The sequence below is a fragment of the [Ruminococcus] lactaris ATCC 29176 genome (assembly GCF_025152405.1).
Lineage (GTDB): Bacteria > Bacillota > Clostridia > Lachnospirales > Lachnospiraceae > Mediterraneibacter > Mediterraneibacter lactaris.
In genome coordinates this window covers 2556434-2572104 of record NZ_CP102292.1, presented here as the reverse complement: position 1 = coordinate 2572104, position 15671 = coordinate 2556434, and the positions used below count along the sequence as shown (strand labels likewise).

18 protein-coding genes and 1 pseudogene are annotated in these 15671 nt (G+C 43.0%); 15 read left to right on the top strand and 4 right to left on the bottom strand.

Features of this window, described 5'->3' with window-relative positions:
- Positions 1-4: 4 nt before the first annotated feature.
- Entirely contained in the window at positions 5-775 is a 771-nt protein-coding gene (locus tag NQ541_RS12005; RefSeq protein ID WP_147644464.1) for an SDR family NAD(P)-dependent oxidoreductase, read from the bottom strand.
- Positions 776-1072: 297 nt separating this feature from the next.
- Here NQ541_RS12005 and NQ541_RS12000 point away from each other — a divergent pair, with 297 nt between their 5' ends.
- The 3 genes from NQ541_RS12000 (at position 1073) to NQ541_RS11990 (ending at position 3063) form a co-directional block, all read left to right on the top strand.
- Positions 1073-2290, top strand: coding sequence for a PucR family transcriptional regulator (locus tag NQ541_RS12000; protein WP_005610663.1), 1218 nt, complete (start codon positions 1073-1075; stop codon positions 2288-2290).
- Between the two features lie 115 nt (positions 2291-2405).
- Positions 2406-2618, top strand: a complete 213-nt coding sequence (locus NQ541_RS11995; protein WP_005610665.1) for a helix-turn-helix domain-containing protein — start codon at positions 2406-2408, stop codon at positions 2616-2618.
- 271 nt (positions 2619-2889) lie between these two features.
- A complete protein-coding gene (locus NQ541_RS11990; RefSeq protein ID WP_023920453.1) occupies positions 2890-3063 on the top strand; it encodes a hypothetical protein in 174 nt (57 codons plus the stop codon).
- Between the two features lie 21 nt (positions 3064-3084).
- On the opposite strand, the gene NQ541_RS11985 is transcribed toward NQ541_RS11990, so the two are convergent.
- Positions 3085-3999, bottom strand: a complete 915-nt coding sequence (locus NQ541_RS11985) for an IS3 family transposase (RefSeq protein ID WP_005610668.1) — start codon at positions 3997-3999, stop codon at positions 3085-3087.
- Entirely contained in the window at positions 3996-4280 is a 285-nt protein-coding gene (locus tag NQ541_RS11980; protein WP_023920455.1) for a transposase, read from the bottom strand. The genes NQ541_RS11985 and NQ541_RS11980 overlap by 4 nt, the downstream gene beginning before the upstream one ends.
- A gap of 95 nt (positions 4281-4375) precedes the next feature.
- On the opposite strand from NQ541_RS11980, the pseudogene rhuM reads away from it, so the two are divergent.
- The 4 genes and pseudogenes from rhuM to NQ541_RS11960 all read left to right on the top strand — a co-directional run.
- Positions 4376-4768, top strand: a pseudogene (gene rhuM / locus NQ541_RS11975) (RhuM family protein); the annotation flags it as partial.
- Between the two features lie 77 nt (positions 4769-4845).
- A complete protein-coding gene (locus NQ541_RS11970) occupies positions 4846-5148 on the top strand; it encodes a hypothetical protein (protein ID WP_226968532.1) in 303 nt (100 codons plus the stop codon).
- 13 nt (positions 5149-5161) lie between these two features.
- Entirely contained in the window at positions 5162-5332 is a 171-nt protein-coding gene (locus tag NQ541_RS11965) for a hypothetical protein (protein WP_005610441.1), read from the top strand.
- Between the two features lie 32 nt (positions 5333-5364).
- Complete coding sequence (locus NQ541_RS11960) at positions 5365-5772, top strand: LptM family lipoprotein (RefSeq protein ID WP_005610443.1); 408 nt, start codon at positions 5365-5367, stop codon at positions 5770-5772.
- A 102-nt stretch (positions 5773-5874) separates the two neighbouring features.
- Here the strand turns inward: NQ541_RS11960 and NQ541_RS11955 are convergent, their stop codons facing one another.
- Positions 5875-6279, bottom strand: a complete 405-nt coding sequence (locus NQ541_RS11955) for a hypothetical protein (protein ID WP_005610445.1) — start codon at positions 6277-6279, stop codon at positions 5875-5877.
- Positions 6280-6571: 292 nt separating this feature from the next.
- Between NQ541_RS11955 and asnS the strand changes: the two genes are divergently transcribed.
- From asnS to NQ541_RS11915, 8 genes are all read left to right on the top strand, one after another.
- Positions 6572-7963 (top strand): asparagine--tRNA ligase, encoded by a 1392-nt coding sequence (gene asnS, locus NQ541_RS11950; protein ID WP_005610449.1) that lies wholly within the window; start codon positions 6572-6574, stop codon positions 7961-7963.
- Between the two features lie 433 nt (positions 7964-8396).
- Entirely contained in the window at positions 8397-9449 is a 1053-nt protein-coding gene (locus NQ541_RS11945; RefSeq protein ID WP_005610627.1) for a metallophosphoesterase family protein, read from the top strand.
- Between the two features lie 6 nt (positions 9450-9455).
- Complete coding sequence (locus NQ541_RS11940) at positions 9456-11102, top strand: ATP-binding protein (RefSeq protein WP_005610628.1); 1647 nt, start codon at positions 9456-9458, stop codon at positions 11100-11102.
- Positions 11103-11127: 25 nt separating this feature from the next.
- A complete protein-coding gene (locus NQ541_RS11935; RefSeq protein WP_005610629.1) occupies positions 11128-12462 on the top strand; it encodes a CCA tRNA nucleotidyltransferase in 1335 nt (444 codons plus the stop codon).
- Positions 12463-12574: 112 nt separating this feature from the next.
- Positions 12575-13744, top strand: a complete 1170-nt coding sequence (locus tag NQ541_RS11930; RefSeq protein WP_005610630.1) for a protein kinase family protein — start codon at positions 12575-12577, stop codon at positions 13742-13744.
- Positions 13745-13905: 161 nt separating this feature from the next.
- A complete protein-coding gene (locus tag NQ541_RS11925; protein WP_005610632.1) occupies positions 13906-14178 on the top strand; it encodes an HU family DNA-binding protein in 273 nt (90 codons plus the stop codon).
- A gap of 180 nt (positions 14179-14358) precedes the next feature.
- Positions 14359-15291, top strand: coding sequence for a hypothetical protein (locus NQ541_RS11920; protein WP_023920459.1), 933 nt, complete (start codon positions 14359-14361; stop codon positions 15289-15291).
- Positions 15292-15306: 15 nt separating this feature from the next.
- Positions 15307-15546 (top strand): RNA-binding S4 domain-containing protein, encoded by a 240-nt coding sequence (locus NQ541_RS11915; RefSeq protein ID WP_005610635.1) that lies wholly within the window; start codon positions 15307-15309, stop codon positions 15544-15546.
- The last annotated feature ends 125 nt before the right edge of the window (positions 15547-15671 follow it).

Here is a 15671-nt window from a genome sequence, read left to right as displayed (position 1 = left end):
ATAATTAAATAGCTGTATATCCTCCGTCTACAGCAATGTTTTGTCCGTTTACGTATGAGGAAGCGGAAGAAGCAAGAAACAGAGCACAAGTATCCAATTCTCCTTCATTTCCATAACGCCCTACAGGGATTGCCCCTTTTGCATATGCTGTAAACCAGTCGGAGTCAAGAGTTTCTTTTGTAAGCGGAGTTATGAAATATCCCGGGCAGATAGAGTTCACTGTGATTCCTTCCTTGCCCCATTCTGCAGCAAGAGCTCTTGTCATATTGACAACGCCGCCTTTTGCAGCATGATAAGGCACGCATGTTGCTGCCATATTTCCCACAAGACCGTACATAGAGGCAATATTGATAATACGTCCGTAGTGAGCTTTGATCATTTCTTTTGCATATTCACGAGCACAGATGAATGAACCGAAAAGATCGATTTTTAATTCGTTGTTGAATTGTTCGTCTGTGATATCTACTGCCGGAGCGACCGCACCTGTTCCTGCGTTATTGACTAATATATCTACCCGTCCGAATCTTTCCATAGTGGCTGCCACTGCTGCTTTTACTTTCTCGGTATCCGTAATGTCGCATGTATACGGAAGAACCTCTACACCAAATTCTGCTTCGATGGCTGCTGCATTTTCTTCAAGCAGATTTTGACGTCTTGCGATCAATACAAGATTTGCTCCCTGACTTGCGAATGCCTTTGCCATCTGAACGCCTAATCCTGTGGATGCACCTGTTACCACAGCTGTTTGTCCTGTTAAATCAAAGTAATTTTTCATTTTGTCCTCCTTATTCATTTTCGATGACATTTCTTTCGTGTCTGTTTTATAGCTTGATTGTATAGTTTTTTAACAATCTTTTCATCAGATCCTTGCCTGAAATTGCAGAGTGGTTTTTGTGCAAATGCACAATAATATAAAAAATAATCTCAAAATTCGAGGCTTTTTACCTGATTTTGCAGTATAATATGCTTGTTCGTATAAGGAAACCGTAAACTTGACGAATTGAGATAATGGGATATCCGGTTTTAACGTACGTTTATAATGACGATACATTTTGACAGGGAGTAAGACATCATGGAAAAGAAAATTGATTTTTTGGCATTGTATCAGAGATTATTTCAGACACTTTCACACGGAAAGATGCAAGAATTAATGGATGTATCTTATGAGATCACGGGAGTTCCGATCCTTGCCGTGGATATTGCATACAATCTTCTCGGAGCTGTTCCGAAAAATAAAACAGGTGACTATTACTGGGATTATCTTGTAGAGCATAAAAGATATGATATGGACATGACCGTGCAGTTATATACTGATGGAATTATGCAGTCGGTAAATGAAAAGGAAGCACCTTATATAGTTGACTGGGGAGCGGCGACAGAAGAATTTCCGAAGATTTTAGGGGTTATAAAGATTAACAATATCGTAGAAGGTTATGTTGTCATGCAATGTAAAAAGGGGGAGATCACGGAGGAACGGATGAAGGCGATGAGCATTATCCAGGAAGCGTGCAGTCTTATGTTAAAGGGGAAAACTTCGGAAAACAGCATGGAATCGGTTTATCTTAAAACATTTATCAATGAATTGTTTAACGGTAGGATCGTATCGGAGAAACAGTTAGACTTGTGGCGGAAGAACTGTCGTTTCTTTCCGAAACCTCCTTACCGCATTATTACAGTAAATACGAATTCATCTTCTGAGAAGAACGTGCTGTCTTACATCAGTAAATATTTTCAAAACTTATTTTCCGACCAGATGCTTTTGATCCAAGATCGTGTGCTTTATATATTACAGTATAGTCTTCTTCCGAAAATGACGCAGATGGCTTCTAATGAATTATATATTTTTTTGTGCAAATTTAACGCTCACTGTGGTGTCAGCAACTCGTTTGAAAATCTGCTTGATATCGGAGATTATAAAATACAGGCGGCAGACGCTATGTGTATCGGAAAAAGACTAGACGTGCATAGCCGAATCCATTTTTATAAAGATTATTATCTTCCGGCTATTTTGATGCCGCGGATAAATGAAATGCCGCGAAATAATTACATATCTCCGGTTATCGAAAAACTCAGGGAATATGATAAAAAGCATTCAACGGATTTTCTGGATACATTGAAAGTATATATCCGAAATTTATGTAGTACGTCTGACAGTGCGGCTCAACTGCATATCCATCGTAATTCATTTTTATATCGAATCAATAAAATTGAAGAGATTACCGGCGTCGATCTGCGGGAATATCATATGTTTATACATCTTGCGATCAATATTTACATAGAGGAGATATAGAGGAAAATAAATTAACAGTTCATAGGCAGTTTATGCACACCTATTGTAATTCGGAGGATTTTGCAGTACAATAAGTTATCTAAAAAGTGAAACAAGTTACGGAGAGGTGGACTGTATGGTAAAAAACAATATTGAGTTAGATGTAAAAGTAAAGTGTATAGAGAACGGCACCACTCAAGCACAGATAGCGGAAGATATCCAGACCACCAAATCATATGTGAATCGTATCATCAAAAAGCAGGACGGTGTGGTCAATAATACTTTCATTAAAATGATGGAGGCTCTTGGATACGATATTGAACTGACCTATGTGAAACGTGAAGTGTAGAATGTGACGCAATCTATAATAATTTACAAACAGGTGTTGTAGATATCTATGGTATCAACTACTATAGTCCATCATTGGCAAAAGGCATTAGGGAACGTGTAATTTCTGAAAAAACAAGGGATTACGAAGAACTGGTTGCATGGATGGAAGAAGCTATAACATATAACGGATTTTATATTTTAGGGATATAAGTTTCCAGTTTTTACTCGTGATTTAGTATTAAAAAGTGTCACCAGTGGTGACACAATCTAAATAATCGGAGGTGGTTGCGTTGGCAAAAAAGAAAAATGAAATAAGCATTCGTTCAAGTGCAGCAGAATATCTTACCTACGTTGCTTCTGTCGGAGAGCAGGAAGATAGCATTGAAATGCACTACGAAGATGAAAATATATGGCTGACACAGAAGATGATGGCTGGTCCTATGTCAAGATTTAGTACAAGTTAAAATGAGAAATTTCTACCCATTTTAACCTGCCAGAAGTTCCGCCTCCGTATGTGTTCTTTCATACACCCGCTCGAATTCATCCGGTGACATGTAGTCGCAATGACTGTGAATTCGTTTCGTGTTGTAAAAAGCTTCCAGATATTCGAAAATCAACCGGTATGCTTGCTTGTGATCGCGGATTTTAAAGCGATTGAGCCATTCACGCTTGATAATAGAATGAAAGGATTCAATGCATGCATTATCCCATGGAAATGCTTTCTTTGAATAACTACGTTTCATATGCTCTGTTGCTTTTATATATTCTTTTGCAACGTACTGGCTGCCACGATCAGAGTGAATAATAAGTGGCTGATCGATATTTCGGCGGGCTTTAGCTTTATTTATAGTATCAATCACACAGGATACCTCCAGTGTTTCTGAAAGTGTCCATGCAATGATTTTTCTGGAAAATAAATCCATAATGCTGGTCAGATAGACAAATCCATCTATCGTCCAGATATAGGTGATATCCGAACACCAGACAGCATTCGGACGGTCAGGATTAAACTGTTCATCAAGGATATTTTGTAATTCGGTGCTGAAATCAGAATCTTTTGTGGTAATTGTCCAAGGCTTGCTCCATTGAGCACGGATTCCCATTTGGTGCATATATGTACCAACGGTTCTTTCTGAAATAACTTCACCGGTTTTTCGCAGTTCTACAGTGATTTTTGGGGCACCGTAGTTCTGCCTGGAGTTTTCATAAATATCCTTTATCTTTGATTTTACAGCTTCACGACGTTTTTCCGTATTGGAAGGTATGTGGTGGAGCCATGCTTGATATCCTGAGCGTGAGACACCTAGAAGTTTCAACATTCCGGAGACGGAAACCCGGCGTCCAGCCTTTTTGGCAGCTTCCGTCTTCTCAGACACCTCGAGATAAATGGCTTCTGTCATTTTCCCAGAATGTTGATTGCTTTTTTTAATACATCAAGTGCATCTTTGGCATCACGCAATTCGCGTTTGAGCTGGGCGATTTCTTTTTGCTCATCGGATGCATAATTGCCAGATCCGCGAACAGGGATATCACCAGATTCCCGGAAATCCTTCAGCCACTTTGTTAATGTGCTGTATCCGATTCCGAGGTTTTCTGCACATCCACGTACTCCTAACTCTTTATGATCCTGGTAGTACTGGACTGCATCAAGTTTAAACTGTTTGTCATGTTGCTTTGCCATAATGAGATCCTCCTTCAGCATGTTTCTATTGTACCATGCTTATATATATTTGGAACTTCTCATTTTGACTTGTACTATTTATATTCTAGCACCAGGCTACGCTTTATGATGTTGATGTGCGTACAATTAGTGACCATATCAAAAAGGTGTATTCAGATAGCGAGTTGGAAGAAACGGCAACTATCCGAAAATTTCGGATAGTTCAAACCGAGGGTTCTCGCCAGGTTCAGAGAGAAGTGAACCATTATAACCTGCAGATGATTATGGCTGTCGGCTTCAAGGTAAACAATGAACGTGCCGTGCAGTTCCGTAAGTGGGCAAACGGTATCGTAAAGGACTACACCATCAAGGGCTGGGTTATGGATGATGAGCGTCTGAAACGAGGTACTTATCTTACGGACAAGTATTTCGATGAGCAGTTAGAACGCATCCGGGAAATCCGTGCAAGCGAAAGAAAGTTCTATCAGAAAATCACAGATATTTATTCATTACAATACTGTCCTATCTGCTGATCTGGGCGGTTGCCATGATTGTGTTCTGGTTCTTTACAAGCGGAAGTGATGCTATGGGTTATAGTTTGATGTTCCTTTGGATTATTCTTCCTGTAACTACATTCGTTGTGTCCATTGTTATCGGCAAAAATGACTTTTGGGAAAAAGGAAAATGGGCATTTACCCTTTTCTTCGGAGTAATGTATATGCTTGCTGAATACGGAACATTCAAAATGGCAAACAACATTGCTTTTGACAAACTGAATGCACCGGATTGGGGAATGATTGTAGGTGGTGCAATAATTTCTGCAATCGGTATGCTGATAGGTTCGTTGTTTAACAAGAAGCGAAACAAACAGAAGAAACAAGACCTTTAATGGAGGGGCGAATATGAGCAAGTTTAGAACGGTTGTGGCCGTAATTATAATGATTTTGTGCGGAGTGGCAGGATTGTTCCTTGGAGCCACGCTTAACAATGCTATTGGTGGAGGTATCCTTGGTGTTTTGATTTCTGGTATCGCCTGCATTATCTATGTGTTGGATAACCAAGACAAAAAATAAGGCAAAAGCAGTTTGATAAGGAGCGTGATGGTATGAAAAGATTGGTATCAATAGTTTTGATTTTAGTATGCATATTCTCTTTATCGGGTTGTGGGAAGAATGACACTTATAAAATAAGCATTACAGTTCCTGCAGGTACTGCAGGTGAGTTTACCTATATAGAGGACTTTATTTATTCCGACGAAGAAATATCTCCGATTGGTGATACAATTACCGTTTCTTCCGTTGAAGGATTACCAGATACGGAAGTTGTATTGAAGCCGATTGAAGTCAAGGAAGAGAATGCGTATGAACGCACATATCTTACTCCTGGTATGCCAGTAGAAATGGATGTTGAAAAAGGTGCTTGGTTCAAAATTGGTATATCTATGAACAATGACACTGATGAGGATATAACCTTCTATGTCGAAGTCGAGGGTGTCGAAGTGCGAATTGAGTAAAGGAGTGTGATTGTATGAAAAAGTTGATTTTTGGCTGCATCTTAATGCTTTGTGTGGAATTATTGGTGGAACAGGTTGGTTGATTGCAAGTGCATCTATTGTTCAAGGTGGAGCATGGTCTGTGGATGTACTCTCAGAGCCGTCTCTGACAATGCCAAGAGATTCAAATTTATAACCATCTGGGTTTACAACATCGCTATCATCAATGTGAATGACCGGTTCAGAAGGAATCCACTTTTTTAGCATCTGAAGATAGGAAACCGCAGCTTTTGCAGGGGTACCTTTATCAAGATGTCTGGAAAGACGGTCAACAATATTTATTTTTTTAGAGTCCTCGTGAAGTTGGTCAACGACATCTGTTAAAAGGCAACTTTGGGAAGCTAACATACCATAAGTGATATCTGCTGTAAATTTACGATCAGGCTTGGAAAGCTGTTTTGAAATTTTATTTGAAAAAGTTAAAATTTTTCGTTTCAAAGTGTAAGTATTTGATGTAAAATTAGCCATAGGGAATCTCCTTCTTTTTTGTTTAGTAGCTTAATTTTACATCAAAAAGAAGTCAGATTCCTTATATTTTGGACACTTTCATAAAGTTGTGGATAATGAATGGAGCAAAATCAGAGGTCTGTGGATAAAACTGCGGAAACTCAAGGGCAACATTATATTTACTCCTGAGGATAAGAGTGGTATAATTGTCTGTAAGGCTGTCCAAAGAAGAGAAGGACGGCAGAATGAGAGAACCATCGCAGTATGAGAGGTACGGCGTCTGGCAGACAATTTTTGAAGGAGTTTTAATGGTATGGAACTGACAACAATTCGTGAGTTATTTAAGAACAGAGAAGAATATCTGGACAAGCAGGTGACAGTTGGGGGCTGGATCCGAAGTATTCGTGATTCTAAGACATTTGGATTTATCGTGTTAAATGATGGATCTTATTTTGAGACGCTTCAGGTAGTATATCACGATAAGATGGAGAATTTTGCAGAGATCTCCAAATTAAATGTAGGTGCAGCAGTAGTCGTAAAGGGAACGCTCGTAGCGACACCGCAGGCAAAGCAGCCGTTCGAGATCCAGGCAGATGAAGTTGTAGTGGAGGGTGCAAGTGCCCCGGATTATCCGCTTCAGAAGAAGCGTCATAGTTTTGAGTATCTGAGAACGATCTCCCATCTGCGTCCGCGAACGAATACATTTCAGGCTGTATTCAGAGTCCGCTCACTCGCAGCGTATGCGATCCATAAGTTTTTCCAGGAGAGAGGCTTTGTATATGTGCATACTCCGCTGATCACAGGAAGTGACTGTGAAGGTGCGGGAGAGATGTTCCGTGTGACCACGATGGATATGGAGAATCTTCCGAAGAATGAAGATGGAACAGTAGACTATACACAGGATTTCTTTGGAAAAGAGACAAGCCTTACTGTAAGTGGACAGCTCAATGGCGAGACTTATGCACAGGCATTCCGCAGCATCTATACATTTGGACCGACATTCCGTGCCGAAAATTCCAATACGACAAGACATGCGGCTGAGTTCTGGATGATCGAGCCGGAGATTGCATTTGCAGATCTGGAAGATGATATGGAGCTGGCAGAGGCCATGCTGAAATATGTCATCAACTATGTGCTTGAGAATGCACCGGAAGAGATGAACTTCTTTAATTCCTTTGTAGATAAAGGACTTTTGGACAGACTTCATAATGTAGTAAATTCTGACTTTGCACGTGTGACTTATACAGAAGCAATCGAGATTCTTGAGAAAAATAATGACAAGTTTGACTATAAGGTTTCATGGGGATGCGATCTTCAGACAGAGCATGAGCGTTATCTGACGGAAGAGATTTATAAGAAGCCGGTCTTTGTAACGGATTATCCGAAGGAGATTAAAGCGTTCTATATGAAACTGAATGGGGACGGAAAGACAGTTGCCGCTGTTGACTGTCTTGTTCCGGGAATCGGTGAGATCATTGGAGGAAGTCAGAGAGAGGATGACTATGAAAAGCTTCTTGCAAGAATGCAGGAGCTGGGTCTGAAAGAGGAAGATTATGGTTTCTACCTTGATCTCAGAAAATATGGTTCTACAAGACATGCAGGGTTCGGACTTGGATTTGAGCGTTGCGTAATGTATCTGACAGGAATGTCGAATATCCGTGACGTGATCCCGTTCCCGAGAACTGTAAATAACTGTGAACTGTAATAGAATGGATCCTTTTGAGCTTATAAATAAATAGATGTCGGGGTCAAAAGCCCCCGACTTTGATGCCTACGGATTGTTTCATGCTACGCACTCCCACAATCCTACCCGCTATTCGCATATCATGGTGCTTACGCCCCACTTTTATGCTCATATCGAGGCGGGTCCTAAGGTCTTTCATCCACCTATGAGCAAGCTCATGTGGGCTTAGACCTTTTGACCCTGGCATCATAAATAAAGACAGACTGCCGTTTGATGCACATTTCTGTGTGCGTGAGCCGGTGGTCTGTTTTTTTGATTGCCAAAAGCTCAGAAAATGCCTTATAGTATAGAGTATCAGATTCTATCAGATGTGAAATGACTTCCATATCTATAGACGCTGAGCAACAAGAAGTAAAAGTTATCAGGTTATCATACGAAAGCAGGAGAATTGGAAATGAAATTTATTCATATAGCAGACCTTCATCTTGGCGCAGAGCCGGATGCAGGCAGAGCATACAGTCAGAACCGGTCACAGGAATTGTGGGAGACACTACAGTCGGTTCTTGAGGTTTGCGAGGAAGAGCAGACAGACCTTCTGCTGATCGCAGGAGACATTTTTCACGGGCAGCCGCTTCGCAGGGAATTAAAAGAGCTGAATTATTATTTTGCAGAGCTGACGCATACAAAAGTAGTCTTGATCGCTGGCAACCATGATTATATAAGAAAGGATTCTTATTACAGAACGTTTCAGTGGAATGAGAATGTAATCCCTTTATTCGGGCGGGAACTGGAATATGTGGAGTTCCCGGAACTGAGGACGGCAGTGTATGGTCTGAGTTATTACAGCAGGGAGATCAGAGAGCCTCTGTATGAATCGGCGTTTGCGGGAGGAATCCAGGAGTATGAGATTCTTCTCGCTCATGGTGGAGATGAGAAGCATTGTCCGTTCCGGGTGAAAAAGCTGGAAGAGTCAGGATTTGATTATATTGCACTGGGACATATCCACAGACCGCAGGCACTGATGAAAGACCGGATCATTTATGCGGGAGCGTTAGAACCCATTGACCGGAATGATGTAGGGCCGCACGGCTATGTAAAGGGAGAGATTACGGAAGCCGGGGTTCATACGCAGTGGATTCCGTGTGCAATGAGATCCTATATTCATCTGGAAGTTCCGGTTAATACGGAAGATACAATGGGGAGCGTGCGGAAAAAGATTCTGGAGGCCGTGAAGGACTATGGAGCAGAAAATATGTATAAGATCATTCTTACGGGATATCGGGATCCGGATCTGCGGTTTGATACAGAGCGAATGGACCGGGACGGGAATCTTCTGGAAGTGATCGATGAGACCGCTCCGCAGTATGATATGGAAGAATTGTTGCAGGAAAATGAAGGAAATCTGCTGGGAGAGTATATCCGTCGGTTTAAAGACTGCGAAAAGGACAGCAGAGAATATCAGGCATTGTATGAGGGAGTTGAAGTACTCCTTAAGAATAAGGGGTGACGGAAAATGAAGATAACGGAATTATATATCAAAAATTTTGGCAGATTTTCAGAGCAGCATTTCTATATCAAGGATGGTGTTCAGGTCATTTACGGAGAAAATGAGTATGGAAAATCTACATTGCAGGCATTTATCAGGGCGATGCTGTTCGGAATGGAGCGGGGAAGAGGAAAAGCTGCGGCAAAGGATGATTTCAGTAAGTACCAGCCGTGGGAAAATCCGAATTATTATGCCGGAGTAATGCGGTTTCGCTGTGGTAACAGGAATTTCCGGCTGGAACGGAGTTTTGACCGGATCTTAAAGCAGGTTTCACTGGTTTGTGAAGATGATGGAGAAGAGCTTTCGGTAGAGCATGGGGATCTGGATATGCTGCTGGGAGGGATTACTCCGGGGATGTATGACAATACGGTTTCGATCGGACAGTTTCAGAGCAGACCTGGACAGGAACTGGCGGAAAGTCTGAAAAATTATGCGGCAAATTATTATGAGACCGGTGGCGGGGAACTGGATTTAAGCGGTGCGATTTCAGATCTGAAAGAACGGAAAAAAGCAGTAGAGCAACAGTGCAGATCTGCAAGAGAACAGAGAGAAAAAAAGTATCTTTCCATGGAGCAGGAATGTACCTATCTGGAAAAAGATATGAGAAAGTTTCAGGCACAGTATGAAGAAAATCAGCAGAGAATCCGTTTGCTGCAACAAAGACAGAAGGAAAATGATTCAAAAGAAACGGATTTGCATCCGGGTGAAACGGAATCTGCTTCTGAACAACCGGAAGAGAACAGCCGTGGAATGATCATTGGTGGCTTTTTAGGAATCATTGCCGGACTGGCAGGGCTTTTGTGGGGGATATTTTTAAGAGATAAATCCGGAGTTGACGTACTTTTGGAGCGGTCTTCCGCGTTTGTACTGCTGGCAGTACTTTTAGTGATCGCGGGCTGTGTGCTGTTTGTTGTGGGAATCCGTAAGCAGGCAGAACAGAAAAAAATAATAAAAGAAACAGAAAAATCCAGCGGAACCCGCACAGTGCAGGAAAAAGAGAAGGTTCAGACCGGACAGCCGGAGCAGAATGGTGAGAAAGTCTGGCGGGAGCAGAACGATCCTGAGGAACAGAAGCTTCAGTGGCAGCAGGAACAGATCCGGGAAGAGTGGAAAGAAAAGAAGCTCCGGTACGAGAATTTGAAGGAGCAGCAAAGAGAACTGCAGCCGGATGAAGCAGAGGAAAGACTCTATGAGAGGAGAGAGGCACTGGAACTGGCAGAAGAGACGATGAAAAAGGCGGCAGAGCATCTTGGAGAGCGGACAGCAGCAGGACTGAACCGGAGAGTGTCTGAGATTTTTTCCGAAATTACGGAGGGAAAATATCCGGGAGTCAATATCAGTGACAGACTGGAAATTTCTGTATGGGACGGAACGAGGCGGATTCCGGCATACCGGCTGAGCAGAGGAACGGTGGAGCAGATTTATTTTGCCCTGAGGATGGCGGCAGCCGAAATGCTTCAGGAGGAAGAACTTCCGGTGATCCTGGATGAAACCTTTGCATTTTATGATGATAAAAGACTGCAATCTGTACTAAAATGGTTGAGTCAGCAGGAAAGACAAGTTATAATATTAAGCTGTCAGAGAAGAGAAATGGAATTTTTGAGAAGATGCTGACGTTTTCAGGAAGGAAGATAGATACATGAAAATAGAACTGCCAAAAAAAGTTTTATTTATAATCAATAATCTGCAGCTTCATGGGTATGAGGCATTTGCGGTAGGGGGCTGCGTGAGAGATTCGATCCTTGCAAGACGGCCACAGGACTGGGATATTACGACTTCGGCAAAGCCGGAAGAGATAAAAAAGCTGTTCCGCAGGACGATTGATACAGGGATCGAGCATGGAACGGTTACGGTTCTTTTCGGTAAGGACAGCTTTGAGGTGACGACCTACAGGATCGATGGTGCATATGAGGACAGCAGACATCCAAAGGAGGTACAGTTTACCAACCGGCTGGAAGAGGATCTGAGGAGAAGAGATTTTACGATCAATGCCATGGCGTATAATGACCAGGTGCGTCTGGTGGATGTATTTGGCGGAATGCAGGATCTGAACCATCATCTGATCCGGTGTGTGGGAGATCCTGAGGAGCGTTTTTCGGAAGACGCACTGAGGATTCTTCGTGCGGTACGTTTTTCGGCACAGTTGAATTTCCCGATCGAGTCGGCTACAGCGGATGCCATCCGCAAACTTGCTCCGAATCTGCAGAATATCAGTGCGGAAAGGATTCAGGCGGAGCTGGTGAAACTTTTGGTATCACCTCACCCGGAGCGAATCCGTGATGCATACGAACTGGGACTGACGAAGGTGATTCTGCCGGAGTGGGATGCAATGGAAGGTGTGGCACAGAATACACCGCATCATAAATATGATGTGGCAGAGCATACACTGCGGGCATTGAAAAATGTGAAACGTGACAAGATTCTCCGGCTTACGATGCTGTTTCATGATATGGGAAAACCGATGATGAAGACCACCGATGAGAATGGTCGGGATCATTTCCGTGGACATGCACTGGTCAGTGAGGAACTGGCAAGAAGTATCATGCACAGATTGAAGTTTGACAATGAGACGATCCGAACGGTTACGAAGCTGGTCTGCTATCATGATTACCGGGTGGAGGCAACACCAAAGAATGTGCGGAGAGCCATGAACCGGATCGGTGTGGAGCTGTTCCCGTATTATCTGGCAGCGCGTCTTGCGGATGTAAAGGCACAGAGTCCGTATCAGAAAAGGGAAAAGATTGAAAATATCGTAGAAATGCGTCGGCTGTATCAGGAGATCATAAAGAAGCAGGAGTGTGTGACGCTCAGACAGCTTGCGGTCGGAGGTCGTGAACTGATGGATCTCGGAATGAAGCCGGGGCGTGAGCTGGGCAGTATGCTCAGTGAATTACTGGAATATGTACTGGATGATCCTGCAAGAAACGATAAGGAAATCCTTTGTGCATATGTAAAAAATAAATTGAACCTCTAAGTTGATCGCAGCTTTCAGGCATACTTGGCAGAACCTGTTCATAGATTAGAAAGAACTTGAATAGAGGTGCGGGCGTTAAAAGAGCGTCCGCACACGGGAACAGGGGGATGTCATGAGAGAGTATGAACAGGAAGTGCGGGAACAGTACGAGATAGAGATTAAAAGCACCCGTCGGACAAGGGGTGCGTTTTTTTGCGTTGGCAATGCAGATACAGAAGTATTCTTGATGAAAGAAACCCTTGCTTCTGAAAAAAGAGCGGCATTGCTTTATCTGACATTGAACCGGCTTGAGAAGACGGGAAAATTAAAAGTAGATGCACCGGTTTTTTCAAGGGATGGAAAGCTGATCGTTGCTGCCAGGGACGGGACCCGTTATATGATGAAAAAGTGGTACTCCGGGCGGGAATGTGATATGAAAAAGGAACAGGAACTCCTGCTTGCCGCTGAGAAACTCGGGATTCTGCATACGCATCTGAAGTGGCAGGAACCGACAGCAGGGGAGCTGGAAACGCTGCTTTGCAAGTATGCAGTGCGATCAGAAGATGCAGCGGTATCGGAAAGTGGAGCAGTGTCAGAAAATGCAGCGGTATCGGGAAATGGAGCAGTATCAGAAAAGAAGGAGAAAGAGCCTGTGCCACAGCAACAATTCCCGGAAGAGGAGTTTCAGGTCTGCCCGCCTGCTGCACGCAGTCCGCTGGATGAAATGCTGCGGCATAACCGGGAAATGAAAAAAGTCCGTTCGTTTATCAGAAAAAGGGTTGTAAAAAATGAGTTTGAAGCGTTGTATCTGAAGCATTTTGAAGCGATGTATGAGAAGGCCTGTGCGATCACCGCAGCGATGGAACAGTCAGGCTGTATGCAGATTTATGAAAAAAACGTTGCGGAAAACCGGATGATGCATGGAGATTATAATTATCATAATATTCTGATCCTGCCGGGAGATACTGCGATCACCAATTTTGAACATATGCGGATTGGAATCCAGGTGCAGGATCTGTATTATTTTCTGAGAAAAGCAATGGAAAAATATCGTTGGAAACAGAAACTGGGGGTTGGGATCATCCGGGCGTATGAAAGACAACGCCGGCTGGAGCCGGGAGAATGGGAGTATCTGGGGCTTCAGCTTGCCTATCCTGAGAAGTTCTGGAAGACTGCCAGCAGTTATTGCAGGTCGAATAAGGCATGGCTGCCTGAGAAAAGTGTGGAGAAGCTGGAACTTGCGGTGAATCAGGAAGAAGAAAAGACGAATTTTCTGAAAACTATTTTCGGGATACACCTGTAATTTGAAAAAGGTGGAATAAACGGAAATTCCTTGACAAATAAGGACTGAACCGTTATAACAGTACATAAGGGTGCATCCATGTGGACGGACGAGTGGACATGGAGCCTTTGAAAAAATAAGTATGAAATTGTATTTAAGTACAATGAAGGAGGAAATAATCCATGAACAAGACAGAATTTATTGCAGCAGTAGCAGAGAAAGCAGAGATTTCCAAGAAAGATTCAGAAAAAGCACTGAAGGCTTTTGTTGATGTAGTTGCTGAACAGCTTAAGGCAGGAGATAAAGTGCAGCTCGTTGGATTCGGAACATTTGAAGTAAGCGAGAGAGCAGCAAGAGAGGGAAGAAATCCTCAGACAGGTGAGACAATGACGATCGCAGCATGTAAAGCTCCGAAGTTCAAAGCCGGTAAAGCATTAAAGGATGCAATCAACTAATCTTCTGCAGAAAGAGCGGATGAAATGAATCGGATCAGACAGGTTTTTGCAAGGAAATGGTTGCAGTGCCTGTCTGTTTTTTTTCTGCGGGCAATGAGCCGGAGCCTGTGGCTATACAGGCACAGGACACCGGCAACTGACGCAGCATTATTTTATGTGAGATACGAAGGGAGAAAGGTTATGTTTAAGGAAAAAGTACGGGTGCAGATCTTAGAGGGGAAACTGACAGATAAGGGAAAATGCCTCTGCGGAAGTTACAGAGGATATGAGATCATGGTGAACCAGATGAATGGATTCTATCAGATCTGTATTAATGCCCATTCTGATGATGATGTGAATAATCAGAAGCTGGCTGCTTTTCTTGCAGAACATAAGACGAAGGTAAAAGGTGTTCTGGATGCGAAGATCAGTCCGACAGCACTTCTGATGAATGTGAAGATGCCTGCATTTGGTTCAAAGTGTCCGGCAGCGATCAATGAGGCAGTGATGCCGGTGATCCAGTACCTGACGATGGGAAGATATTCCAGCGGATGCGAGTACTGCAAGTCAGAGAATGTACCGGTTTCAGATTATGAGATCAATGGAATGCATCATCTGGTATGTGAAAATTGTGCAGGGCAGATCGGTCAGAATCTGCAGCAGAACCAGCAGGAAGTCCAGGCGAAGAAGAGCCGCGTGGCAGAAGGGATCGTGGGTGCGGTACTTGGTTCTCTGATCGGATGCATTCTGTGGATCCTGATCTATAAGCTGGGCTATATTGCAGGAATCGCAGGAGCAGTGATCGGAATCTGTGCGATGAAAGGATATGAGATGCTTGGCGGCCATCTTGATAAAAAGGGAGTGGTCATTTCCTCGGTGATCATGGTTGTGATGATCTATTTTGGAAACCGGATCGCATGGAGCTGGGATGCATATGATGCATTGAAAGATCAGGGATTCACATTTTTTGACAGTTACCAGTATCTGGGAGAGATTCTGGATCAGACAGGTCTTGCAGGTGATTATTATACAGATCTGACGATCGGATATGTTCTGTCCTTTGTATGTGGGGCGAGGTATATCATTCATGCATTCCGGGCAAGCAATGGAAGTTATACAATGAAAAAGCACTAAAAGGAATCAGAAAAGATGAGATTAGACAAATTTTTAAAAGTATCCAGGCTGATTAAAAGAAGAACCGTGGCAAATGAAGCATGTGATGCAGGAAGAGTCCTTGTGAACGGAAAGACTGCAAAAGCATCTGTAAAGGTAAAGCCGGGGGATGTCATTGAGATCCAGTTTGGAACGAGAACGGTGAAAGTGGAAGTTCTTGATCTTCAGGAGACAACGAAGAAAGAAGAGGCAAAAGAGCTGTTCCGTTATATTTAACCGGTTTCATTGATCGGGAAGACCGGAAAGTGTACTGTGATCTGAAGCTGTCTTCTCACTTTACAGTCATAAAAGCGTACAACCCGTCATATATATCAGATGTGCAGAGTGTTGGACTAAAAAGG